General features: G+C 56.4%; 23 protein-coding genes. 7 read left to right on the top strand and 16 right to left on the bottom strand.

The features are described 5' to 3' along the window. Positions 1 to 144 precede the first annotated feature (144 nt). From dedD to H7A81_RS10945, 8 genes are all read right to left on the bottom strand, one after another. Positions 145 to 900 (bottom strand): cell division protein DedD, encoded by a 756-nt coding sequence (gene dedD / locus H7A81_RS10980; protein WP_182057497.1) that lies wholly within the window; start codon positions 898 to 900, stop codon positions 145 to 147. After that, on the bottom strand, positions 890 to 2158 hold the full coding sequence (gene folC / locus H7A81_RS10975) for a bifunctional tetrahydrofolate synthase/dihydrofolate synthase (RefSeq protein WP_182057496.1): 1269 nt from the start codon (positions 2156 to 2158) through the stop codon (positions 890 to 892). Before folC ends, dedD begins: the two co-directional genes overlap by 11 nt. A gap of 189 nt (positions 2159 to 2347) precedes the next feature. After that, positions 2348 to 3256 (bottom strand): acetyl-CoA carboxylase, carboxyltransferase subunit beta, encoded by a 909-nt coding sequence (gene accD / locus H7A81_RS10970; RefSeq protein ID WP_034825118.1) that lies wholly within the window; start codon positions 3254 to 3256, stop codon positions 2348 to 2350. A 132-nt stretch (positions 3257 to 3388) separates the two neighbouring features. Then, positions 3389 to 4051: a DedA family protein gene (locus H7A81_RS10965; protein ID WP_182057495.1), complete on the bottom strand. Its 663-nt coding sequence runs from the start codon at positions 4049 to 4051 to the stop codon at positions 3389 to 3391. Positions 4052 to 4087: 36 nt separating this feature from the next. After that, the gene (gene truA, locus H7A81_RS10960; protein WP_097116567.1) at positions 4088 to 4894 is read right to left on the bottom strand and encodes a tRNA pseudouridine(38-40) synthase TruA; all 807 of its coding nucleotides are present in this window, start codon (positions 4892 to 4894) and stop codon (positions 4088 to 4090) included. Next, positions 4894 to 5904, bottom strand: a complete 1011-nt coding sequence (locus tag H7A81_RS10955) for an aspartate-semialdehyde dehydrogenase (RefSeq protein ID WP_058962341.1) — start codon at positions 5902 to 5904, stop codon at positions 4894 to 4896. The genes truA and H7A81_RS10955 overlap by 1 nt, the downstream gene beginning before the upstream one ends. A 102-nt stretch (positions 5905 to 6006) precedes the next feature. Then, the gene (gene pdxB / locus H7A81_RS10950) at positions 6007 to 7131 is read right to left on the bottom strand and encodes a 4-phosphoerythronate dehydrogenase PdxB (RefSeq protein WP_182057494.1); all 1125 of its coding nucleotides are present in this window, start codon (positions 7129 to 7131) and stop codon (positions 6007 to 6009) included. A 59-nt stretch (positions 7132 to 7190) separates the two neighbouring features. Then, complete coding sequence (locus tag H7A81_RS10945; RefSeq protein WP_160869157.1) at positions 7191 to 7970, bottom strand: helix-turn-helix domain-containing protein; 780 nt, start codon at positions 7968 to 7970, stop codon at positions 7191 to 7193. A gap of 95 nt (positions 7971 to 8065) precedes the next feature. Here H7A81_RS10945 and H7A81_RS10940 point away from each other — a divergent pair, with 95 nt between their 5' ends. Continuing rightward, positions 8066 to 8971, top strand: a complete 906-nt coding sequence (locus H7A81_RS10940) for a DMT family transporter (RefSeq protein WP_058962344.1) — start codon at positions 8066 to 8068, stop codon at positions 8969 to 8971. On the opposite strand, the gene H7A81_RS10935 is transcribed toward H7A81_RS10940, so the two are convergent. Further along, the gene (locus H7A81_RS10935) at positions 8958 to 10334 is read right to left on the bottom strand and encodes a sensor histidine kinase (protein ID WP_160833448.1); all 1377 of its coding nucleotides are present in this window, start codon (positions 10332 to 10334) and stop codon (positions 8958 to 8960) included. The genes H7A81_RS10940 and H7A81_RS10935 overlap by 14 nt on opposite strands. Next, positions 10325 to 10996 (bottom strand): transcriptional regulator TctD, encoded by a 672-nt coding sequence (gene tctD / locus H7A81_RS10930; protein WP_182057493.1) that lies wholly within the window; start codon positions 10994 to 10996, stop codon positions 10325 to 10327. The genes H7A81_RS10935 and tctD overlap by 10 nt, the downstream gene beginning before the upstream one ends. Positions 10997 to 11116: 120 nt before the next feature. On the opposite strand from tctD, the gene H7A81_RS10925 reads away from it, so the two are divergent. The 4 genes from H7A81_RS10925 to flk all read left to right on the top strand — a co-directional run bounded on the left by H7A81_RS10925 (position 11117) and on the right by flk (position 15210). Continuing rightward, positions 11117 to 12094, top strand: coding sequence for a tripartite tricarboxylate transporter substrate binding protein (locus H7A81_RS10925; RefSeq protein WP_034825134.1), 978 nt, complete (start codon positions 11117 to 11119; stop codon positions 12092 to 12094). Between the two features lie 11 nt (positions 12095 to 12105). Further along, positions 12106 to 12537: a tripartite tricarboxylate transporter TctB family protein gene (locus H7A81_RS10920; protein WP_058962348.1), complete on the top strand. Its 432-nt coding sequence runs from the start codon at positions 12106 to 12108 to the stop codon at positions 12535 to 12537. A 12-nt stretch (positions 12538 to 12549) separates the two neighbouring features. After that, entirely contained in the window at positions 12550 to 14058 is a 1509-nt protein-coding gene (locus H7A81_RS10915; protein ID WP_034825138.1) for a tripartite tricarboxylate transporter permease, read from the top strand. A gap of 120 nt (positions 14059 to 14178) precedes the next feature. After that, complete coding sequence (gene flk, locus H7A81_RS10910) at positions 14179 to 15210, top strand: flagella biosynthesis regulator Flk (protein WP_160869161.1); 1032 nt, start codon at positions 14179 to 14181, stop codon at positions 15208 to 15210. A 1-nt stretch (position 15211) separates the two neighbouring features. On the opposite strand, the gene H7A81_RS10905 is transcribed toward flk, so the two are convergent. Further along, the gene (locus H7A81_RS10905) at positions 15212 to 15655 is read right to left on the bottom strand and encodes a rhodanese-like domain-containing protein (protein ID WP_182057492.1); all 444 of its coding nucleotides are present in this window, start codon (positions 15653 to 15655) and stop codon (positions 15212 to 15214) included. Between the two features lie 86 nt (positions 15656 to 15741). On the opposite strand from H7A81_RS10905, the gene H7A81_RS10900 reads away from it, so the two are divergent. Further along, a complete protein-coding gene (locus H7A81_RS10900; protein WP_182057491.1) occupies positions 15742 to 17178 on the top strand; it encodes a PLP-dependent aminotransferase family protein in 1437 nt (478 codons plus the stop codon). On the opposite strand, the gene H7A81_RS10895 is transcribed toward H7A81_RS10900, so the two are convergent. Further along, positions 17141 to 18322 carry an MFS transporter gene (locus H7A81_RS10895; RefSeq protein ID WP_182057490.1) on the bottom strand — a complete coding sequence of 394 codons (1182 nt, stop codon included), beginning with the start codon at positions 18320 to 18322 and terminating at the stop codon, positions 17141 to 17143. The two genes, H7A81_RS10900 and H7A81_RS10895, sit on opposite strands and share 38 nt — an antisense overlap. Positions 18323 to 18539: 217 nt before the next feature. Then, the gene (gene fabB, locus H7A81_RS10890) at positions 18540 to 19760 is read right to left on the bottom strand and encodes a beta-ketoacyl-ACP synthase I (RefSeq protein WP_034825147.1); all 1221 of its coding nucleotides are present in this window, start codon (positions 19758 to 19760) and stop codon (positions 18540 to 18542) included. A 155-nt stretch (positions 19761 to 19915) separates the two neighbouring features. Between fabB and mnmC the strand changes: the two genes are divergently transcribed. Next, entirely contained in the window at positions 19916 to 21928 is a 2013-nt protein-coding gene (gene mnmC, locus H7A81_RS10885) for a bifunctional tRNA (5-methylaminomethyl-2-thiouridine)(34)-methyltransferase MnmD/FAD-dependent 5-carboxymethylaminomethyl-2-thiouridine(34) oxidoreductase MnmC (RefSeq protein ID WP_182057489.1), read from the top strand. 30 nt (positions 21929 to 21958) lie between these two features. Here mnmC and H7A81_RS10880 read toward each other — a convergent pair whose 3' ends face one another. The 3 genes from H7A81_RS10880 to H7A81_RS10870 all read right to left on the bottom strand — a co-directional run. Next, entirely contained in the window at positions 21959 to 22240 is a 282-nt protein-coding gene (locus tag H7A81_RS10880; RefSeq protein WP_034825151.1) for a YfcL family protein, read from the bottom strand. A gap of 156 nt (positions 22241 to 22396) precedes the next feature. Further along, complete coding sequence (locus H7A81_RS10875) at positions 22397 to 22942, bottom strand: elongation factor P hydroxylase (RefSeq protein ID WP_034825153.1); 546 nt, start codon at positions 22940 to 22942, stop codon at positions 22397 to 22399. A 67-nt stretch (positions 22943 to 23009) separates the two neighbouring features. Then, on the bottom strand, positions 23010 to 23537 hold a 528-nt coding region (locus tag H7A81_RS10870; protein ID WP_182057488.1), incomplete at its 5' end, for a TSUP family transporter.

The raw sequence follows: 23537 nt of genomic DNA, 5'->3' as shown, positions 1-23537 counted from the left end.
AGGGCGATGAAAAAAACTTTCCTCGCCCTGAGTAAAATCAGCAATTTAACTCACTGATATAAAACAGCTTTACCACAACATTTTCGCTTAACCGCTTGTGCTATACCGCGCCTTTTACTGCTATCGGCGCGGCTTATCACAGCATTAACGCGTGCCGTACGGTTTCACCACGCCACCCAGCCCGGAGATGCTTCGTAGCTCACTCAGCGAACTCTGCAGCTTCGCTTTTGAGGCATCCGGCCCCACATAAATGCGCGTGATTTGTCCCTGCACCGGCGTGGATGGCACGGTAAAGGCACGATATCCTGACAGACGCAGTTGCGCCACAATCTCACTGACCTTGGCCGCGTTCTTTAGCGCACCCAGCTGAACCACAAACGCCTGCCCCGCAGGAGCCGCTTCCGGTTCACTCTGTTTCGGTGTTTCGACCGCTTTTGGCTGCTCAACCGGTTTCGGTTGTTCTACCACTTTGGGCTTCGGTTGTTCGACCGGTTTTGGCTTCGGCTGTTCAACCGGCTTAGGTTTGGGCTGCTCGACCACTTTTGGCTTCGGCTGCTCAACCGGCTTCGTCTGCTGATGCACCGGCGGCGGTGTCACCAGCGTAGGCTCGCTGTTCTGCACCGGTTGCGCATTGCCATTGCTGGCCGAGCTGCTGGCTTTACCGTTATCCGGGGTTTGCGCCGTGCTCGCCCCTTCCGGCGGCTGCGCCGGGAGCGGTTGCGTCACCGGCGGCACCATTTCGCTATCCTGCTGATCGTCCGGCTTTGGCACCAGCGGAATCGCCGCGAACTCTTCTTTGTAATGCTTTTTCTTGCCGTCGAGCAGCCCCGGCAGCACGATGACGCCAATCGCCACCAAAATGACGGTACCGACTAAGCGATTTTGAAACTTACTTGCCACTGCCATTCTCCGCTGACATCGATTCCATAACCTGTGCAACGGTGTGGAAAGAACCACACACCAGAATCACATCCTCAGGCGCGGCTTGCTGACGCGCGGCCTGCCATGCTGCATCGACGTTATCATACGTATTGCCACCTTCAAGGTGGGCGATCAGCTCATCGGCGGTGGCGCCACGCGGACCGTCAAGCGGTGCACAGAACCAGCGATCCACCTGCGGTGCCAGCGCGGCCAGCGTCCCCGCGATGTCCTTGTCATGCAACATGCCGACCACTGCATGCACTTTACCGCTTTTCGGCAACTCCGCCAGACGTGAAGCCAGATAATGCGCCGCATGCGGATTATGTGCCACATCGAGAATCACGCGTGGTGATTCGCTCACCGTCTGGAAACGTCCGGGCAGAATCGCCAGAGGCAGGTGTTCGCGGATCACCGCTTCGCTGACATTGAGTCCTGATGCGCGCAGCGCAGTGAGGGCGGTCGCCGCATTTGGCAACGGCACCTGCGGCAACGGCAGGTCGCGCAGTTCACCGTGTGCATCCTGCAACGTCCAGCTGTTTTCCTGCTTCTGCCACTGCCAGTCACGGTTGATTTGCAGCAGCTGAGCGCCCTTCTCCGCCGCTACCTCAGCGATGGTGTGCGGCATATCGGCTTCACCGACGACTGCAGGTTTGCCACCACGGAACACGCCGGCTTTTTCGCGACCAATGCTTTCGCGATCCGGCCCCAGCCAATCGGTGTGATCGAGCGCGATGCTGGTGATCACCGCCACATCCGCATCCACGATGTTGGTGGCATCAAGACGTCCGCCAAGACCCACTTCGAGGATCACCACATCAAGATTGGCCTCACGGAACAGATTCAGTGCAGAGAGGGTGCCGAATTCAAAGTAGGTGAGTGAAATGTCACCGCGTCCAGCTTCAATACTGGCGAAACTGGCGCTGTGCAGCGCTTCATCCAGCTCGGAGCCCTGCACGCGCACGCGTTCGGTGTAGCGCACCAGATGCGGCGAGCTATACACGCCCACGCGATAGCCTGCGGCCATCAACAGCGTTTCCAGCGTGCGGCAGGTGGTGCCTTTGCCATTGGTACCGGCAACGGTGAAGATAAACGGAGCGGGTTTTAGCAGATCAAGGCGTGCGGCGACGCGTTGAATACGATCCAGGCCCAATTCGATGGCCTGAGAATGCAGGTGTTCAAGATAATGAAGCCACGTGGCCAAAGGCGACGTGGCTTGAGGAAGCTGCAGAGTGTCCATGTGTCCCGTTTACTCATCTTACACATCGTCATTCAAGCCGCAGCGGCGTGGGCTGCACTCAATCACCCCCGATCCCTTACTGGGGAAGCTGCCGGGGATTCATTCGTTTGCCGCCTTGCTGCAACTCGAATGACTGGGTGTTTACGGTTCATTGGTGAAAAGCGTTTAACCACCGCTTTTCGTTGCCTGTCAGGCCTCGTTGCTCTCTGGCACAGCCGTGGAAGGCTGATCACCATCCTGCAGCGGCGCTGGCAGGTTCATCATTTTCGCCAGCAGGCTGGCCAGCTTAAAGCGCATTTCCGGACGACGGATGATCATGTCGATCGCGCCTTTTTCGATCAGGAATTCACTGCGCTGGAAGCCCGGTGGCAGTTTTTCACGCACGGTCTGTTCGATAACGCGTGGACCGGCAAAGCCGATCAGCGCTTTCGGTTCCGCCACGTTCAGATCGCCCAGCATCGCGAAGCTGGCAGACACACCGCCCATGGTAGGGTCGGTCAGCACGGAGATGTACGGCAAGCCGCGCTCCTGCATTTTCGCCAGCGCTGCGCTGGTTTTTGCCATCTGCATCAGCGACTGTAACGCTTCCTGCATACGGGCACCGCCACTGGCAGAGAAGCAGATCAGTGGGCAGTTATCTTCCAGTGCCTGCTCAACGCCACGCACAAAGCGCGCGCCAACCACAGAGCCCATTGAGCCGCCCATAAAGGAGAACTCAAAAGCCACCGCCACCACGGGCATACCGTGCAGGGTGCCTTTCATGGCGATCAGAGCATCTTTCTCACCGGTGTCTTTCTGTGCGGCAACCAGACGATCTTTGTACTTCTTAGAATCGCGGAACTTGAGCAGATCCTTTGGTTCCAGCTCGCTGCCTAATTCAACCAGAGAACCTTCATCCAGCATGGTGTGCAGACGCTCACGGGCGTGCATGCGCATGTGGTGGTCGCACTTCGGGCAGACCTCGAGGTTACGCTCCAGTTCGGCGCGGTACAGCACCTGACCACAGCTATCGCATTTGGTCCAGACCCCTTCCGGGATACTGGCTTTGCGCGTTGGCGTGGTGGTACTTTTATTCAGTATGCGTTCAATCCAGCTCATTGATGACCTTTCTGTTTAATGCTGACCTGGTCCAGTCTTCTTGTGACTGCTGAAATCACCTTCAGCAGGCCGTAAATGTCGCTCATTAAACCACAACCCGTTCACGCTGTGGATAAAAATCTGGTGACAGCCTTACTGTGGCTTCTGCTGATGTGCCTGACGGCGATGGCGCCATACTTCAATCACGCCTGGCAAAATTGAGACCACAATGATGCCAACAATCAGCAGTTTTAGGTTCTCCTGTACCACCGGCAAATCACCAAACAGGTAACCGGCATAGGAGAACAACAGCACCCACAGCAGTGCGCCCGTCACGTTGAAGAGCGCAAAGTGGCGATAAGACATGTGTCCCATCCCCGCCACAAAGGGGGCAAAGGTTCGCACGATTGGTACAAAGCGCGCAAGTATAATGGTTTTGCCACCGTGGCGATCGTAGAAGGCGTGGGTCTTATCCAGATAGCTGCGACGAAAAATTTTCGAGTTCGGATTGCTGAACAGCTTCTCACCGAACAACCGACCAATAGTGTAGTTCACCGCATCGCCGAGGATGGCAGCAATCACCAGCAGCGTGACCATTAAATGCACGTTGAGATCGTTACCCGGCAGTGCCGCCAGCGCGCCAGCAACAAACAGTAACGAATCCCCAGGCAGGAACGGTGTGACCACCAGACCGGTTTCGCAGAACAGGATCAGGAACAGAATGGCGTAAATCCAGACGCCGTACTGCGCCACCAGTTCGGCTAAATGCACATCAATATGGAGAATAAAGTCGATCAAAAAGTGGATGAATTCCATAATGTTCCGGCTCCCAAACATCCTGACTCATTTAAATTAATCTGCGAGGAACAACGGTCCCAACGCAGGCTGAGGTAACGCAAAGTGAGATGGGTAATCCACCGCCACCAAATACAACCCCTCGGCTTTAGCGGTCGCTGCCGCCAGAGTACGATCTTTTGCCGCCAGCAACTCAGCCATCCAGCTTTCCGGCTGGTTGCCGCAGCCAATTTCCATCAGGCTGCCGACAATATTGCGCACCATGTGGTGCACGAACGCGTTGGCTTTGATATCGACAATCACATAAGGTCCGTAACGTGTGACGTTAAGGTGCATCACGTTGCGCCACGGCGTGCGCGACTGGCACTGCACCGCACGGAACGAGGTAAAGTCGTTCTCGCCAATTAAACACTGACCGGCACGCTGCATTTTCTCGACATCCAGCGGATGATAAAAATGGGTGATGCCGTTGCCAAGAATCGCCGGTCGCAGCCGCTGATTGAAAATCACATAGCGGTAACGACGCGCGGTGGCGCTAAAGCGGGCATGAAATTCCTCCGGCACCGCTTTCACCCAACGTACCGCGATGTCATCCGGCAGGTTGGCATTGACGCCCAGCGTCCAGGCGCTGTCGGCGCGCTGCGAGGTGGTTTCGAAATGCACCACTTGCCCGGTACCGTGCACACCGGCATCCGTGCGTCCGGCGCAGAACACCACCACCGGGTGATTCGCCACTTTCGACAGCGCTTTTTCCAGCTTTTCCTGCACGCTGCGCACTTCGTTCTGTCGCTGCCAGCCGTAGTAACGGCTGCCGTCGTACTCAATGCCTAACGCCAGCTTAAATGTCGTTTCTTCAGACAACATTAATAGAAGTACTCCTGCACCAATTTCTCAGCGGTTTTTACCGCCATCAGTGCGCCGCCGAAACGAACGTTGTCAGCCACGGACCAGAATTGCAGCAGCTCAGGGAGACCGTAATCATTACGCACATTGCCAATGCTCAGCGCATCATTGCCTGATGCATCGCTGACGGGCGTCGGATATTCACCGTCTTCACTGAGGTTGATGTCATCAGCACGCGCCAGTTCATCTCGCGCTTCTTCGGCTGACAGCGGACGTAAATTTTCGACATGCACAATCTGCGTGTTGCCGTAAAACACTGGTGCCTGCACGCTGCTGACGGCAATTGGCAAGCCTTCGTCCTGCAGCACTTTGCGCACCTGATCCACCAGACGACGTTCACTCTCCACGCTGCCATGGCTATCCGCTAACTGCGGCAACAGGTTGAACGCCAACTGACGACCAAAATAGTGCTCATCTGCCGGTACACCATTCAGCAAACGTGCGCTTTCGCCCGCCAGGCCATCCACTGCCGCTTTACCGTGGCTGGAAACCGACATCAGATTGGTCACCTGCAAACGGCTTAACCCCGCCGTATCCACCAGCGGTTTGATAGCGCTTAACAGCTGGCTTACCAGCGCATCGGCCACCGTCACGATATTGCGATTGCGATAATCGGCTAGCACCTGTGGGTTTACATCCGGCACCACCAGCGGGACATCCGGCTCCAGCGCGAACAGATCGCTGCTGTCGATCACCAGGCAACCCTGGCTCGCGGCTTCATCCGCGTAACGCGCGGAAGCTTCACGTCCGGCAGCGAAAAACGCCAGCTGCGCCTGCGTCCAGTCAAATTCAGCCGCATCCTGCACGCGCAGGGTGCGACCATCAAAACGCACACTTTCACCGGCGCTGTTTTCGCTCGCCAGCAGATATAATTCACCAACCGGGAACTGGCGTTCTGCCAGCAATTCCAGTACAGCGTTCCCTACTGCGCCTGTTGCGCCCAATAGCGCAATATTCCAGCCGTCAGACATGTTGGTTTACTCCAGACAATGACATAAAAACAGAAGGCGGTGATGACACCGCCTGACATTTAAGACTTTTCCCGCGCGAAAACGCAGGGGATTGATTTAACTTTACAAACTGGCGCGGAAACCGAGCTTTTCCAGCATCGCGGCACTATCGGCATCATCACATTTCACCTGCAGTGACGACCATTCACGACGCTCTTCATACTGCTTGCGCAGGCGATCAAACTCGCCCGGTTTGGCAGCCACTTTTCGCAGTGGCGCATCGTCGCGGCGCACATCATACACCAGGTGCACCAGTCGTTTCAGCGTTGGCTGATCGAGCTTGCCGTGCAGCGTAATGGTGCCAAATTCCGGTGCAGGCAACAGAGTCTCCAGCGCGACCTGTTGCGGCTGACCGATAAACGCACACCAGGCTTCGAATACCTGAGTGGTGCCACGCGCCTTGCCTTCCAGCGTATAGCCCGCGATATGCGCGGTAGCGATATCCACTTTATCCAACAGATCGAGGTTCAGATCCGGCTCCGGTTCCCACACATCCAGCACCACGCTGAGATCGTCGCGCATTCTCAGCACTTCCAGTAGCGCAGTGTTATCGACGACCGGACCACGGCAGGCATTGATCAGGATGGTGTTCGGTTTGAGCGCCATCAGCAGTGCCATATCGGCCAGATGCCAGCTTTTATAGGGGCCGTCTTTAAACAGCGGTGTGTGGAAGGTCAGAATATCGGCCTGCGCCACCAGCTCATCCAGCGTGTGGAACGTTTCCTGATCGCCACGATCCGCACGCGGCGGATCGCACAGTAGGGTTTTCACCCCCCAGGCTTCAAGACGTTTTTGCAAACGCCCCCCCACATTGCCCACGCCGACAATACCTACGGTACGATCGCGCAGTTCAAAACCATCGCGTTCGGCCAGCAGCAGTAAGGAGGAGAACACATACTCCACCACCGCAATTGCGTTACAGCCGGGTGCCGCCGAGAAGGCAATGCCGGCGGCCGCCAGCGATGCATCATCGACATGGTCAGTGCCTGCTGTCGCGGTACCGACAAATTTCACTGGCGTACCGGACAGCAGCGCCGCATTCACTTTGGTCACCGAGCGCACCATCAGTCCGCTGGCATCCTGTAACTCTGCTTCGGGTAACGGACGTCCCGGCACGGCCAATACTTCACCAGTGCGACTGAAGAGTTCACGAGCATAAGGCATGTTTTCATCGACGAGAATTTTCACTGCGGCGGTCCTGTCTGCTGAGGCGTTTTGAGGCGCGTATTCTTACATAAAGCTGGGGATTAACCTAACCGGCTGCGATAGCGGTCCGGTGTAGTGCCGGCCTGCTGCTGGAACATCACAATCAGCGCCGACGACGAGCTATAGCCCAGTTCGTGTGCAATGCCCTGCACGCTGCACCCCTGCTCCAGCAGCGCAATGGCACGCAAAAACCGTAAACGCTGGCGCCATTCGCTGAAAGACATCTTCAACTGCTGCTGACAACGTCGCGCCAGCGTACGCTCGGTGGTGAACACCCGCTTCGCCCATTGTGCCAGCGTGGTGTTATCGCCGGGATTTTCTTCCAGCGCGCGCAAAATAGGCGCGAGAAATTTGTCGTCCGACAAGGGCAAATAGCTGGTGTGCACCGGTGCCTGACGCAGACGATCAATCAAGACTTCACACAGTCGCCAGTCCGCTTCCGTTTGAGGCTGCTCCAACTCACGCTGTGCAAAATCATTCATGATGGCGTGCACAATCGCATCAACGTGCAGTAAACAGGCATTGTCGGGCATCCCCGCACAGAGATCGGCGGCGAGATTGAAGGTGCGGAACTGGGCATGGCAATGGTTATAGCTGCTGTGGCGCTGTTCTGGCGGGATCCAAATCGGCATATCAGCGGGGGTTAATAACCGTTCCCCCTCCACTTCCATCTCCAGCACGTGGCTGGTGACGAAAATCACCTGACCCCAACTGTGCAGATGCGGGAGATATTCAGTTTTCGCGTTAGCCTGCTCGTAGCGCATAAAATAGCGCAGTAGCGGCGCATCAATCGGCGGCTGATACTCGATCTGTAAATTCATTCTGTCCGGTCACTAACGAATATTGTCCGATTTTAACTATCTAAATAAAACCGGTCAAATGTAAACTATTCGCGATTAAACTCAGGAGTCGTACGATGAATTTACTGTTTCCGTTGATTGCGGTGATGATCTGGTCGATCAACACCATTGTCAGCAAACTCTCTGCCGGGAGCATCGATCCTGCCGCCATCTCCTTTTATCGCTGGCTACTGGCGCTCATTGTGCTGGCCCCCTTCAGCCTGCCCGGCGTGTGGCGCCATCGCCATGCCGTGAAGGCCAATCTGTGGCGATTATTGATCCTCGGCCTGTTGGGCATGGTGCTTTATCAGAGTCTCGCCTACTATGCCGCCCACAGCGTGTCGGCGGTGATGATGGGTATATTGGGTGCCACGATTCCGTTACTGACCATTCTGCTCAGCCTGTTCGTTTTACGCCTTGCGCCGACGCGCGGCATTTTGATCGGCGGCCTGTTGTCCTTTGCCGGTTTGGTATGGTTGGTGAGTGAAGGGAATCCAGCTCAGTTGCTGAATCAGCGTCTGGGCAACGGCGAGTTGATGATGCTGGCGGCTTCCACCTCGTATGCGCTTTACGGTGTGCTGACCAAACGCTGGGCAATCCCTCTGCCGACCTGGCAGAGCCTGTACGTGCAGATTTTCTTTGGTGTGTTGCTGTTACTGCCTGGATTCTTGCGCGCACCGGACGTCACGCTGAACTTGCATAACATTCCGCTGGTGCTGTTTGCCGGGCTGTTCGCATCCATTATCGCGCCGTTCTTGTGGATCCTTGGTGTGCAACGTCTCGGTGCCAGTACCACCACCATTTTTATGAATTTTGTGCCCGCATTTACCGCCATCATTGCCGTGCTGTTCCTGCATGAGCAACTGCACGCCTATCACTGGATTGGCGGTGGCATGACGTTAGTGGGGGTGATTCTGGCGCAACGGTTGAAAACACCGCTGCGCAAGCCACGTGAACGCACCGTTCAGCTCAGCGAAAGCTGATGATGATGCGCAGCCCGCCCAGCTGCGGGCTGCGATCCAGCAGCAACTGCGCACCGTGCCAGGCACAGATATCTTTGACCAGCGCCAGCCCGATGCCCGCACCGGGCTGGCTGGCAGTATCCAGGCGACCAAACGGCTGCAATGCCTGATGCTGTTGTGCCGCGCTAATGCCCGGTCCGCTGTCCTCAATTTCCAGCTGCTTCTCCCGCAATCTCGCCGTGACGATCCCACCTTCTGGTGTGTATTTAATCGCATTGTCCAGCAGGTTGGCACAGAGTTCGGCCAGTAATAAGCCATCGCCTTGCACCACACAGGGAATGTCGCCTTCAAATCCCAGATCGATGTGTTTGTGGCGCGCGCCGGCATAGCTGCTGAAACATGCCTGTTCCACAATTTCATTCAAACTGACTCGAGAAAAAGGCTTGTCCTCACCGTGCCGGGCTTTAATTTGTGCCAATTGTAATAACCGATCGGTGAGTTGCACCGTATCGTTGAGCGTATGGCGCATGCCAAGCAAACTTTCCCGCCACTGCGCAGGATCATCACTGTTGAGCGCAACGCCAACCTGTGTTTTTAAAATAGTGAGCGGTGTACGTAATTGGTGTGAAACGTCGGCACTAAAACGTTCCTGTCGTGCCAGCAAACCGCGCAGTCGTTCCAGATGTCGATTAAAGGCAATAATTAACGGCTGCAATTCCGACCAGGGCAATAGCGACGGCAAAGGCGTCAACTCACCTGGCGCACGTCGTAGCATGATGCGCGATAATCGGCGCAGCGGCCGCAACACTTTGCGTAATAACAGGCTGGCTAACAGCAGGGTAATCAACACCAGAAAGCTTTGACTGATCAACGCGGTGCGCAATAATCCTTCCGCAAACCCATGACGAGAATTCAGGGTTTCCGCCACCAGAACCAGCGCCATCCCCTCTACGCCCTGCTCGTTTACCGGTTGCCATAACGCCGCAATCCGAATCGGCTGCTTACGGTAGCTGCCATCGTAAAAGTGGACTAATGCGGGATAGGCTTCAGAAAGCGGCGCGTTGCGCGGTAAAGGGGGCAGATCGGGGTAACCTGAAAGGGTTTTGCCTTGCGGCGAGATCACCTGATAGAACAGCTGATCGTTCATGTTGCGCTCAAAACTGTCGAGCACCACCCAAGGCACGTCCACTTCAAGATGGTTTTGCCGTACCACCAGCCTTTCCGCCACCGTGCGGGCCGAGGCGAGAAGTGAGCGATCATAGGCTTGATTCGCCGCCTGCAGCGCACTCTGGTAATGGGTATAAACTGACAACCCCCACAACAACATCAACGGAGCGCCCAACCACAATAGCAGTTCACCACGCAGTGAATGGCTCAGGCGCACGGCTGGCACTCCAGACTGTATCCCAGCCCACGTAGCGTCACGATGGCAACATCGCTGCCCTGCAGCTTTTTCCGCACCCGATGCACATACAGTTCAATGCTTTCCAGGCTGGCTTCATCGGTTAAGGTAAAGGTCTGTTCATAAAGATGCTGGCGTGACACCGGACGTCCAGGGCGTTGCATCAAAGTCGAAAGCACGCTGGCTTCACGCGGGGTGAGCATCAACGGTTTATGATTCAGCAGAAAATAGCCTTCGCCGTCGCGTTCCAGCTGGCCCACGGTGTGCGATTGCGCAGTCTGCCCCTGGCTGCGACGCAACAACGCCCGCAGGCGCGCTTCCAGCTCATCCAGTTCAAAGGGTTTGGTGAGATAGTCGTCCGCGCCCGCGTTGAGTCCCTGCACGCGCTGTTCCAGTGCGCTTTTGGCCGTGAGCAACAATACTGGCGTGGTTTGCCCACGCTTTCGCAAACGCGCTAGCACTGCCAAACCATCCAGCCGTGGCAGTGATACATCCAGCACCACCACAGCATAGTCTTCGCTCTGCAACACATGGTCTGCCGCCAGGCCATCCGCGACCCAATCCACGGCAAAGCCTTTCTGTGTCAGCGCTTTTTGCAGCCAGCTGGCCAGGTCAACCGTATCTTCCACCAGTAAGAGACGCATATCACATCCTGATACTTTTCCCGAGCACTGAAAGGTAAATGAAAGGTTACACCATTAACAATTCAGCAACGCCGAATGTTCGGCAGTTGTCACACTCTGGAAGCATGAATGGAGCGAATAATGAAAAAAATCTTACCCCTCGCCCTCGCCTCAACCCTCGTGGCTTTGTCGATCTCTTCTGCGCTGGCGGAAGCGCCAGACCGGACAGAATGTATCGCCCCCGCCAAACCCGGCGGTGGCTTTGATCTGACCTGTAAATTGATTCAGGTTTCCATGCAGGAAACCGGCGAAATCAGTAAACCGATGCGCGTGACCTATATGCCCGGCGGTGTGGGAGCGGTGGCTTACAACGCCATCATTGCTCAGCGCCCCGCCGAAGCAGGCACGCTGGTGGCCTTCTCCGGCGGTTCGTTGCTCAATCTCTCTCAGGGCAAGTTTGGCCGCTATTCAGAAAGTGACGTGAAGTGGCTGGCTGCCGTCGGCACCGATTATGGCATCGTCGCGGTACGCAATGACGCCCCATGGAAGAACCTCGGTGAACTGATGGAAGCCATGAAGAGCGATCCCACCAAAGTGGTGGTCGGCGCAGGTGCTTCGATCGGGAGTCAGGACTGGATGAAAACCGCCCTGCTGGCTCGCGAAGCGGGCATCGACCCACGCAAGATGCGCTATGTCGCGTTTGAGGGCGGTGGCGAGCCGGTAACGGCTCTGCTTGGCAACCATATTCAGGTGGTCTCCGGGGATATGAGCGAGATGGTGCCACATTTGCAAGCCGGCAAGTTGCGCGTGCTGGCAGTGATGTCTGATAAACGCTTACCGGGTGAACTGGCGAGTGTGCCAACTGCCAAAGAGCAAGGCTATAACGTCGAATGGCCGATTATTCGCGGCTATTACCTCGGTCCGAAAGTGACTGACGCGGAATATCAGTGGTGGGAAGACGCGTTCAAAAAATTGGTGACCACCAAAGAATTCCAGCAACAGCGAGATATGCGCGGACTGTTTGAATTCAACATGTTCGGCAGCGAGCTGGATGCCTACGTGAAAAAACAGGTGGCTGATTATCGCGAAAAAGCCAAATCCTTTGGCCTGGCCAAATAACGGAGTTGATGATGAGCGATCGTATCTTCGCCGGTATCTGGCTGCTGCTGTGCATTGCCGGGCTGTTTATTGCCTGGCAAATCCAGAGTGAATACAGCTATGAACCGGTCGGCCCACGCCCTTTCCCGATGCTGCTGCTGGGATTAATGGCCATTTGCGCCGTGATGATGTTACTGCGCAAACCCGATCTGGTGCAGTGGCCTTCCGCCACCACACTGAAAAAGTTAGTGCTGATGTGCGTCATGCTGATGGTTTATGGCTGGCTGTTTGAGCGTCTGGGTTTTGCTGCATGCACCACGCTGCTGACCTTTGGCATTGGGCTATTGTTTGGCGCGCGCTGGTGGGCGGCTGCGGTGTCCGGTGTGGTGATGGGCATCGCACTGTTTTATGCCTTTGACCGCCTGCTCGATGTCACCTTGCCCGTCGGCAGCTGGTTCAATTAACGGGAGTCTCACATGGATACCTGGTCTTTTCTGATGCAAGGGTTTGCCGTCGCGATGACGCCGGAAAACCTGATGATCGCACTCATCGGCTGCTTTATTGGCACCATTGTTGGCCTACTGCCCGGACTCGGGCCGATTAACGGTGTCGCGATCCTGATGCCGCTGGCGTTTGCTCTGCACTTACCTGCCGAGTCCGCGCTGATCCTGCTTGCTACGGTCTACATCGGTTGCGAGTACGGTGGTCGTATCTCCTCTATTTTGCTTAACGTGCCAGGCGATGCCGGGGCAATAATGACCGCGCTGGATGGCTACCCGATGGCGCAACAGGGCAAAGCCGGCGTGGCACTGTCGATCTCGGCGGTGAGTTCGTTTATTGGATCTACGATCGCCATTCTCGGCATTATTCTCTTTGCCCCTATATTGGCCAACTGGTCACTGGCCTTTGGTCCGGCGGAGTATTTCGCGCTGATGGTGTTTGCGATTGCCTGTCTGGGCAGCATGATGAGCCACAATCCGTTGAAATCGTTTTTAGCCGCGCTGATCGGTTTGGGTATGGCCACCGTTGGCGTCGATGCCAATACCGGCGTCTATCGTTTCACCTTCGACAGCGTGCACCTCTCCGACGGTATCCAATTTGTGGTCGTGGTGATCGGGCTGTTTTCTGTCAGTGAAATACTGCTGATGCTGGAATCCACCAGCAGCGGGCAGAAAGTGGTTCGCGCCAGTGGCCGTATGATGTTCAACATGAAAGAAGCGGCGCAGGCAACCGGTGCTACCTTACGTTCCTCCTTTATTGGCTTCTTTGTTGGCGTACTGCCCGGCGCCGGTGCCACCATCGCCAGTGCCATCGCTTATATGAGCGAGAAGAAAATCAGCGGCAGTGACCAGTTTGGTAAAGGGGATATTCGCGGCGTGGCAGCGCCTGAAGCGGCCAACAACGCCTCGGCTTGTGGCTCCTTTATTCCGATGCTGACGCTGGGTATTCCGGGCTCCGGCACCACGGCGGTGATGGTCGGTGCGCTGACGCTGTACAACATCACACCCGGTCCGGCGATGTTTACCGAGCAGCCGGATATCGTCTGGGGTCTGATTGCAGCACTGCTGATTGGTAACGTGATGCTGCTGATCATGAACATCCCGATGATCAACATCTTCGCCCGCATGCTAACCATTCCGCTGTGGTTCCTGGTACCCGCCATCGCCGCGATCTCTGCGGTGGGCGTTTACGCCGTGCACAGTACCACCTTTGACCTGTTGCTGATGGTGGGATTGGGTATCTTTGGCTATATCCTGCGTAAAATGGATTTCCCAATGTCGCCGCTGATTTTGGGCTTCGTACTGGGAGAGATGCTGGAGCAAAACCTGCGCCGTGCGCTCTCCATCAGTAACGGCAACCTGCCGATTCTATGGGAAAGCCTGATCTGCAAAGTGTTGCTGGTGTTGGCGATCGCTGTCCTGATCGTGCCGCCACTGTGGAAACGCTGGCGTCGTAAGCGTCTCAAACTGGCTGAAGCTGAATAAATCCAGAACTGACGCGATTTCCCCTCACTGCCCCCGTGGATTTCCCGGGGGCTTTTGCTATCATATGGCCTCTTTTTTCCGGCGCACCCGGATCTGACCTCGTTTTTCAAGGATTCCGCCATGCAACCTCTCAGCGGTCCCGGTGTGCCCGCGGGCGATCGTACAACGCTCACTAACGCGACTGGCCCCACTCGTCCTGGCGGACCGGCGGGCGAACAGCCACTCTCCCCTGCCCAGCGCACCACGCTGGAACGTCTGATTGTGCGCATCATGTCACTCAGCACCTTGAAAGCTCCGGAATTGTGGGCTGGCGTACGCCATGAAGTGGGCGTAAAGAATGATGCTGAGCTGCAATCGCGTCATTTTCCTGCCGCTGAGCAACATCTGAATGGTCGTTTAACCCAGGTACAGAACAGCCTTGCCACGCGTCAGCTGTTGCAGCAGCTGCTGGAAAAGCTGCCGCAGGGCAATAATCGCCAGGCGGTGAGTGACTTTATCCGTCAGCAATTTAACCAAACGGTGCTGAGTGCGCTGTCGCAAGACCAGTTACATCAGGTGCTGACCATGCTGCAAAATGGGCAGATGGCGATCCCGCAGCCGCAGCAAACGCGCGCGTCCGATCGCACGCTGCTGCCGGCTGAACAGCAATCGCTGAATCAACAGGTTACGCGTCTCGCGGCCACGACCGGCGAATCACCGGTCAAGCTGCTGTCTGAAGCGCTGAAACTGGTCAATCTGAAGAGTGGCGATCCAATTCCCTCTCGCCACTTCCCGCTGCTGACACAATATTTGCAGGTACGTCAGACATTGGGTCAACACAGCGCACCGACCTTACAAATGCTGGAAACTTCGCTGAAGCAGCCGCTGACGCATGACGAGCAACGCCTGCTGGAGGATTACAGCCAGCAGCGCTTCCAGGCCACGCCACAAACGGTACTGACGCCCGCGCAAACGCAAGATCTTCTCAACTTGCTGTTTAGCCGCCGCGTCGAGAAAACGCTGGAGCAGCCGCACGCCGCCAGTGATTTACGTCCGCAGCCGATCTGGTCGCCGTGGATCGAGATATTACCGCGTCCACTGGCTCAGCGCCCGGCACTGACCGTAATCCTTGGCCTGGCGCTGTTCTTCTTTTTACTCTGGCTATTTCTGTAACTTAACAGCCACAGTGCGCGCCGGGTGCGGCCTGTGGCCACTCGCCAGGCGACGTTCCCCACGTCAATGGATGCCCATCACGTTTCCAGAAATCCAGTCCACCTATCAACTCTTTGACCTGAAAACCCAGCGAAGCCAGTTTCCATGCCGCTTTCGTTGAGCCGTTGCAGCCGATGCCATCGCAGTATGTGATATACACCTTACTGCGATCCAACTGTGCGGTGGAGTCGGCATTCATAGTGCGATGCGGAAACGAAATCGCCCCGGTGATGTGCCCCGCCTGATAGACATCAGTGGATCGCGCATCAACCACCACTATCGCATTGACGCCTTGCGCCAGATCCTCTGCCAAATCCCAGGCATCGGTGTAATAACTCAGTTTGTGCTGCAGATACGCCACGCTTTCCTGAGGATCCGCGGGCGGGAAGAGTAAGACTGATGACATCGCATTCTCCTTGTGTAATTTTCCCTGAGTTTACGGCAAAGTGGTCTGCAATCTGATACCACTTTTCACACAGTGATAAGACCAGCATGCGCCACTCTTTTTTAGCCCTGTTTAATCACACGTCATCCGGCGGCTTACGTGAACGTTTATGCCATACGCTACGTGAGGCCATAACCCGAGGCCATTTGCACCATCAACAACGCTTACCCTCCAGCCGTCAGTTAGCCGAGGATTTGTCATTGTCGCGAGTGACGGTGGAAGCCGCTTATGCGCAGCTGGAGAGTGAAGGCTATCTGGAGAGGCGGGCGGGTCGGGGTACTTTTGTATCGATTGCAATGCCTGCACGGGCGGCGACCACACCCGCACATAACTCACCTCGTTTCTCACGGCGTGGTGAGCAAATATTAGCAACCGGTGGCTGCCAGGATCCGCCGTTCCCCCATGCGTTTGCCGCCGGTTCGCCTGAATTACGCGCTTTCCCGCATACCCAATGGCGCCGGATCAGTAACAGCGTTCAGCGCTCGCTGGGCAGCCAGGTGATGGGTTATGGCGATCCGCTGGGCTTTATGCCGCTTCGTGAGGCGGTGGCAGATTATCTGGCGTTATCACGCGGGGTGCGCTGTGCTGCCGGGCAAGTCGTCATCCTAACCAGTTCACAGCAGGCCCTGCAGTTACTGGCACTGATGTTATTGGATGCCAATGATGAAGTGTGGCTTGAAGAGCCAGGCTATCCCGGCGCGCGTAACGCTTTCCTCGCTGCGGGTGCACACTGCCGTGCGATGCCGTTGGATAGCGAAGGTGCGATGCCGCTTGAAGGAGACGCGAGACTGGTTTATCTGACGCCGGGACATCACTATCCCACCGGTACCGCGATGAGCCTTGCCCGCCGCCTGCAGTGGCTCGACTGGGCGCACCAGCAGCAAAGCTGGTTAATTGAGGATGATTACGACAGTGAGTTTCACTATGACGATCGCCCGCTTCCCGCCTTACAGGGATTGGAGGATAACAGCCGGGTTATCTGCCTTGGCACTTTTTCCAAAACGCTCTTCCCTTCCCTGCGGCTGGCGTGGATGGTCGTCCCGCCAGCACTGGTAGATGCCATGGGTCGCGCACGTAGCATTCTGGATGGGCACAGCGCGCTGTTGCCACAAGCGATTACCGCTGAGTTCCTCCAACAAGGCCATTTTGCCAGCCACCTGCGGCTGATGCGCCAGCTTTACCACAGCCGTCGCGATCGTTTGCTGGAGCAGATCAACACCCGCCTGCAGCCGTGGTTGACGCCGCTGCAGGCGTCTGGCGGGCTGCAGTTAACGGTAGCATTGCATCAGGGTGAGGAAGCACAGCTCACGCAGCAGGCGAGGGAAATCGGTCTGCTGTTGCCGCGCTTGTCACCGTTGTACGCCGACAGTGAGCCACAACCGGGCTGGCTGCTGGGCTTTGCCGCGCTGACGCCGGGTGAGATTGTCAGCGCCTGCGATAAGCTGGTTACGCTGTTGTCGCGCTACGCGCAAACGTCCAGGTGACGAGAATGCCCAGGGCTGCGCAGCAGGCACCCGCAAGGTAGACCGAGCCATAACCCAACGCCGTGGCGAGCAGGCCGGTCAGTGGGCCGCTGGCACCGTAAGCGATATCCTGGAAAGCAGAGAAACCGCCCAGCGCCGTGCCACGAATTTGCGGCGAGACACGTTTGATCACCTCGACGCCGAGCGCCGGGAAAATCAGTGAACAGCCGCAGCCGGTGAGCGCGGCGCCTACCAGCGCCATCCAGCCAGAGCTTGCACATGCCAGCACCAGCAAACCGGCAGTTTCCACCAGCAGGGAAATCATTGCGACGCGGACGCCACCGTGACGATCCGGCAGGCCGCCAAAGAAAACACGCACCAATACAAAAGCACAGCCAAATGCGGTCAGGGCAAAACCGGCATTGCCCCAGTTTTCTGCGGCAAAATAGAGCGAGGTAAAAGTGCCGATCACGGCGAAGCCGGTGCCCTGTAACGCCAGCGCCATGCCGGGTTGGAAGATAGTTTTCACCACGCTGAACAATGAGGGACGTTCACCACCCATCACCGGCACTTTAGTGACCCAACTATTGATTGCCAGTGAGAGCAGTGGCAACAGCAGCGCGACAGCACCGAGTGCTGCGAATCCGCCATGTTGATTGATCAACAAACCCAGCGGTGCGCCCGCCGCCAGCGATCCATAAATCGCCATACCGTTCCACGACATCACCAGGCCGGATCGTTTGCTTCCCACCAACCCCATGCCCCAGGTCAGATTGCCGGTGAGCAGTAAGCTTTCACCAAATCCGAGTAACAAACGCCCCACTGCCAGCAAACCAAATTTTGCCCACGGCGAAACCGGCAGCATCGCCGCCGCCAGATACGCCACACCCACCAGCGCGATGGCGATCATACCGTGTTGTGTGGTGAGCTTGGCACCGTGCTGATCGGCTCGGCGTCCGGCGAAGCTGCGCGTCAGCAGCGTGGCGAAGAACTGAATCCCTACCGCCACACCCACCATCAGGTTGCTCATGCCCAATTCCTGGTGCACGTACAGTGGGATGACCGGGAGCGCCAGCCCTGCGGTTAAGTAAGTGAGAAACACCGCAAAGGATATGCAACCCAAAGGCAGCACAGATTGCGTCTGCGTATCAGCAGCCGTGGTCATGATGGTATGAACTCCTTGTTCAGAGCGTGCACGACAGGCAAAACCAACATACGTTCGCACCCTATATTCAGGCGAAAACGGGTTGTTTGGTTCATACTGTGCGCAAACGATTATTTTGTTTCAGGCAAGATGTGAAGAGTGTAGGCAAGCGGCGGGGGAATTGTCAAAAACAACAGGGGCCGGATAAACCGGCCCCTGGAAAACGGTGATCACGCTATTAAGCTGGCAGCTTACGCATGGTCAAGGTGGCGTTGGTGCCGCCGAAACCGAAGCTGTTGGACATCACGGTGGTCAGCGCTTTTTCAGTCGGCTGCGTCACGATGTTCAGGCCTTTACCGGCTTCATCAATCTCTTCGATGTTGATGCTTGGTGCGATGAAGCTATGCTCCAGCATCAGCAAGGTGTAGATCGCTTCCTGCACGCCCGCTGCACCCAGTGAGTGACCGGTCATGGCTTTGGTAGCAGAAATGTACGGTGAGTTGTCACCAAACACTTCGCGAATCGCACCCAGCTCTTTCACATCACCGACAGGTGTAGAAGTACCGTGGGTGTTGAGGTAATCGATTGGGGTATCAACGCCCTGCATCGCCATCTTCATGCAACGCACTGCGCCTTCGCCTGATGGTGCCACCATATCAGCACCGTCAGAGGTCGCGCCGTAGCCAACGATTTCTGCGTAAATGTGTGCGCCACGTGCCAGAGCATGTTCCAGCTCTTCAACCACCACCATGCCGCCGCCGCCAGCGATCACGAAACCATCACGGTTCGCATCGTAAGTACGAGAGGCTTTTTCTGGCGTTTCGTTGTATTTGGTGGACAGTGCGCCCATCGCATCGAACTCACAGGCCATTTCCCAGCTCAGCTCTTCGCCGCCGCCAGCAAACACGATGTCCTGTTTGCCCAACTGAATTTGCTCAACCGCGTTACCGATGCAGTGTGCGGAAGTGGCACAAGCGGAGCTGATTGAGTAGTTCACACCGTGGATTTTGAATGGGGTAGCCAGACAAGCTGATACACCTGAACCCATGGCTTTGGTCACCACATAAGGGCCAACGGCTTTCAGGCCACGCGGGCCACGCATCGCATCGGCACCGAAGACCTGGTAACGCGGGGAACCGCCGCCTGAGCCGGCAATCAGACCCACGCGTGGGTTGTTCTGATACTGCTCGTCAGTCAGGCCGGAATCCTGAATCGCTTCCGCCATAGACAGGTAAGCGTAGATTGAAGCATCACTCATGAAACGCACGATTTTGCGATCGATGAGCCCGTTGGTATCCAGTTTGACGTTGCCCCATACGTGGCTGCGCATACCGATATCTCTCATCTCTTCAGAGAAGGTGATACCCGAACGGCCTTCACGCAGAGAAGCCAGCACTTCTTGCTGGTTATTACCAATGCTGGAAACGATACCCAGGCCAGTAATCACTGCACGTTTCATTCAATAGTCCTCATTCCACTTCTTTTGGATTGACGTGCACTCTAGCTTACAGTTGTAAGCCGAACAAGTCCGATCAGCCATTTCCTTTTGTAAATTTGCGTCATGTGACGGCAGTCGTTAAAATCGCGCCACTGCCTGAAAAACGAGCCTTTCCCGTGAAATTAGCCCCGGTTGAACACGCGCAATTAAACTGGAATGATCAGGGTACACCTGTTTCCCGAGCATTCGATGACGTCTATTTCTCCAACGACAACGGGTTGGAGGAGACGCGCTATGTTTTCCTCAACGGCAACCAAATTCCTCTCCGTTTCGCTCAACATTCACGCGATATTTTTATTGTCGCGGAAAGCGGTTTTGGGACGGGTCTGAACTTTCTTACCTTGTGGCAAGCGTTCGATCGCTTCTGTAGCGAACATCCCGACGCGACACTTAAGCGTCTGCACTTCATTAGCTGCGAAAAATTCCCACTGACGCAAACCGATCTGGTCGCAGCGCACGCACACTGGCCTGAGCTGGCGCACTGGGCAGAACAGTTACAGCAACAGTGGCCACAGGCGCTGCCGGGTTGCCAGCGTTTACTGTTCAACAACGGTAAAGTCACGCTCGATCTCTGGCTCGGTGATATTAACGCGCTAATTAATACCTTTGATGACAGTCTTAATGCTCAGGTGGATGCATGGTTTTTAGATGGTTTTGCTCCGTCTAAAAATCCGGAGATGTGGACGCCGGAATTGTTCGCCGCCATGGCCCGTCTGGCCCGGCCTGGTGGGACGCTGGCGACCTTCACCTCGGCAGGTTTTGTCCGTCGGGGATTACAGGAAGCGGGTTTTACCGTGGCTAAGCGCAAAGGCTTTGGTCACAAACGCGAAATGCTAACGGGCGTTATGGAGCAGGTTGCTGCCCTGCCCCACAGCCAACCATGGTACGCCCGCCCTGCGGCTCGCACTCAGGAAGTGGCGCTGGTTGGCGGTGGCGTGGCGAGTGCCGTACTGGCGCTGGCGCTGTTGCGCCGCGGCTGGAAGGTCACACTTTATTGCGCCGATGCTGCGCCCGCGCTGGGTGCTTCCGGCAATCGTCAGGGCGCACTTTACCCGCTGCTTAATCAGCACGATCCCGCTCTCGCCACGTTCTTCCCTGCGGCGTTCACCTTTGCCCGCCGTTTGTACGACCAGCTACCAGTGATGTTTGAACATCACTGGAGCGGTGTGCTGCAACTCGGCTGGGACAGTAAAAGTGCCGATAAAATTGCCCAGATGCTGGAGATGGGATTGCCGCATGATGTGGCGTACGGCGTAAGCAAGGAAGACGCGCAGCAGTTAGCGGGCGTCGAGACCGGATGCGGTGGCATTTTCTATCCTCAGGGCGGCTGGCTCTCTCCGTCGCAACTGACCAGCAACCTATTGGAGCATGCGCAAACGCTGGGTTTACGCCTGCACTGGCTGCATCGCGTCACCACGCTGGAAACGACGACTGAGGGGTGGACCCTGAACTTCAGCGAGCAACCTTCGGTAAATCATCAGCAGGTGGTGCTCGCCAATGGCCATGCGCTGCTGGAAATTGAGCAAAGCAAAGACTTGCCCGTTTACGCGGTGGCGGGTCAGGTCAGTCATGTGCCGACCAATCCTGAGCTGGGCGCGTTAAATACCGTACTCTGCTATGACGGCTATCTCACGCCAGTCAGCCCGAATTTCAGCACCCACTGCATCGGGGCCAGCTACCATCGCGGCGATACCACAACCGATTTCCGTGCTGACGATCAGCAGGAAAACCGCCAGCGCCTGGTGAACTGTCTGCCGGATGCAGAGTGGCCACAGCAGGTGGATATCAGTGATAACGAGGCGCGTGTTGGCGTGCGCTGCGCAACGCGCGATCACTTACCGATGAGTGGCAGCGCGCCTGATTACGCCGCAACGCTGGTGCAATATGCTGATTTGCCGGGGCAACGAGCACGGGGTGAAACCCTTGCCGATGCACCGGTTCATGCCGGTTTATTTGTGCTGGGTGCGCTGGGTTCACGCGGCTTGTGCAGCGCGCCGCTGGCGGCGGAAGTACTGGCGGCACAGATGAGTGGTGAGCCGCAACCGCTGGATATCACCACGCTGGCGGCATTGAATCCGAATCGTTACTGGGTAAGAAAATTGCTGAAAGGTAAGAAAGCGGGACGCTAGGATGGCGGGGCGAGCGGCCGCCCCGACTTATCAGGCGGTCTGACGCGCCTGCTGGAACAAATTATCCCACATGCCAATCACCAGCGCCTGATCGCGTGGTGACAGTTCACCTGCGGCAATCGCATTTTGTAGGCTGTTGGTCACATGGATTTGCAGCGCTTCTGGCGTGTGCTCACCGCTGATTTCAATCTCAGCCACCGCCAGGGTCAGATGACCACGCAGATAGCCACCGGCAAACAGCTCGTCGTCACTGGCGTGATCTACCATATCGTCAATCAATGCCAGGATGCGGGATTCGAATTCTACGATCATCGTCTTGTTCCTTATTGCCCTTGATACGCCGCGCCGCTACTGCGCTGGCTTCACGCTCTTGCCCCGTTACACGCTGGTTCGCGTTCCCGGGGGTCGTTCATTCGCCGTTATGCTGCAACGCGGGTGACTTTGGGTCATTAATAATATGTTTGCGAATCACAGATCTTCCGGCCACGGGAAGTGTGCCGCCGTCAGCGCTGGCGTACCGTAATAGCTGGCTAACGCATCGATAAAACGTGCCGGACGTGCCGGGATACCCTGCTCAAAATAAGTCATCACCTGAGCATGGACCTTGCGCTGGAACGCGATGCGATCGGGTTCACAATCGCCTTCGAGGTTGTCACAGCTGACATTGAAGGGAAAGCCCGCCGCGACACAGAACAGCCACTCCAGCGCCTGTGGCTTGACTTCCACTGACTCGAACTGACTTTGCGTTTGCGCATCCCGCCCATCCGGGCAGTACCAATAACCAAAATCCACCAGCTTGCGGCGCGCTTCACCGGCAATACACCAGTGAGAAATTTCGTGCAGCGCGCTGGCGTAGAAACCGTGAGCAAACACCACCCGGTTCCACGGCGATTCCTCATCCGCTGGAAGATAAATAGGTTCGTCATCGCCTTTAATTAGACGGGTCTGAAAGTCTTCAACAAAGCAGCCATCAAAAATATCCACCAGCTGCTGGTAATGATGTTCTGTACTCATAATATTTTAATCTTTAAAAAAATTAGCGCCATTGTCGCATTGGCAGCCGTTCTTGACGAGTACTGCTTTACAGCGTGGCTATCCACGCCAGCAACGCGCTGCCATGGCTATCCCACAATAATTTGGCGCTCATCACAGCGGATACAATCACCACCATCGGGCGGATCAGCTTCTGACCCCGGCTCAGCACCAGTCTGGCGCCGATACGCGCGCCCACGAATGCGCCAATCAACATGATCACGCCCGTGCCCCACACTACCTTTCCGCCGAACATAAAGAACAGCAGACTGCCGAAATTGGAGGTGAAATTTAGGACTTTGGCGTGGGCAGTGGCCTTGGCGAGATTGAAGCCACACAGCGTCACAAACGCCAATGCATAGAATGAACCGGCACCCGGACCAAAAAAGCCGTCATAAAAACCGACGCAGCCGCCGCCGACCAGCGCAAAAGCGATGCCCTGCAGGCGATGCTCACGGTCCGACTCGCCCAGGCGCGGCATTAACAGGAACCATAAACCGATGCTGATCAGCAGGAGCGGCAAAATCTGTCGTAGTACATCCGCCTGGATATGCTGAATCAGCACCGTGCCACACAC

It is taken from the genome of Pantoea sp. ME81, assembly GCF_903970985.1.
GTDB classification, from domain to species: domain Bacteria; phylum Pseudomonadota; class Gammaproteobacteria; order Enterobacterales; family Enterobacteriaceae; genus Pantoea; species Pantoea communis.
The sequence above is the reverse complement of the archived record's forward strand: the minus strand, read 5'-3'. Positions and strand labels throughout refer to the sequence as shown.

Bases quoted from the DNA above. Each gene is read 5' to 3' on its own strand.
- H7A81_RS10955 (WP_058962341.1), bottom strand. From the start codon at position 5,904: ATGTCTGACGGCTGGAATATTGCGCTATTGGGCGCAACAGGCGCAGTA.
- H7A81_RS10965 (WP_182057495.1), bottom strand. From the start codon at position 4,051: ATGGAATTCATCCACTTTTTGATCGACTTTATTCTCCATATTGATGTG.
- accD (WP_034825118.1), bottom strand. From the start codon at position 3,256: ATGAGCTGGATTGAACGCATACTGAATAAAAGTACCACCACGCCAACG.
- H7A81_RS10915 (WP_034825138.1), top strand. From the start codon at position 12,550: ATGGATACCTGGTCTTTTCTGATGCAAGGGTTTGCCGTCGCGATGACG.
- H7A81_RS10895 (WP_182057490.1), bottom strand. From the start codon at position 18,322: ATGACCACGGCTGCTGATACGCAGACGCAATCTGTGCTGCCTTTGGGT.
- H7A81_RS10925 (WP_034825134.1), top strand. From the start codon at position 11,117: ATGAAAAAAATCTTACCCCTCGCCCTCGCCTCAACCCTCGTGGCTTTG.
- H7A81_RS10880 (WP_034825151.1), bottom strand. From the start codon at position 22,240: ATGATCGTAGAATTCGAATCCCGCATCCTGGCATTGATTGACGATATG.
- flk (WP_160869161.1), top strand. From the start codon at position 14,179: ATGCAACCTCTCAGCGGTCCCGGTGTGCCCGCGGGCGATCGTACAACG.
- tctD (WP_182057493.1), bottom strand. From the start codon at position 10,996: ATGCGTCTCTTACTGGTGGAAGATACGGTTGACCTGGCCAGCTGGCTG.
- H7A81_RS10905 (WP_182057492.1), bottom strand. From the start codon at position 15,655: ATGTCATCAGTCTTACTCTTCCCGCCCGCGGATCCTCAGGAAAGCGTG.
- H7A81_RS10900 (WP_182057491.1), top strand. From the start codon at position 15,742: ATGCGCCACTCTTTTTTAGCCCTGTTTAATCACACGTCATCCGGCGGC.
- H7A81_RS10875 (WP_034825153.1), bottom strand. From the start codon at position 22,942: ATGAGTACAGAACATCATTACCAGCAGCTGGTGGATATTTTTGATGGC.
- fabB (WP_034825147.1), bottom strand. From the start codon at position 19,760: ATGAAACGTGCAGTGATTACTGGCCTGGGTATCGTTTCCAGCATTGGT.
- truA (WP_097116567.1), bottom strand. From the start codon at position 4,894: ATGTTGTCTGAAGAAACGACATTTAAGCTGGCGTTAGGCATTGAGTAC.
- H7A81_RS10945 (WP_160869157.1), bottom strand. From the start codon at position 7,970: ATGAATTTACAGATCGAGTATCAGCCGCCGATTGATGCGCCGCTACTG.
- H7A81_RS10940 (WP_058962344.1), top strand. From the start codon at position 8,066: ATGAATTTACTGTTTCCGTTGATTGCGGTGATGATCTGGTCGATCAAC.
- folC (WP_182057496.1), bottom strand. From the start codon at position 2,158: ATGGACACTCTGCAGCTTCCTCAAGCCACGTCGCCTTTGGCCACGTGG.
- H7A81_RS10920 (WP_058962348.1), top strand. From the start codon at position 12,106: ATGAGCGATCGTATCTTCGCCGGTATCTGGCTGCTGCTGTGCATTGCC.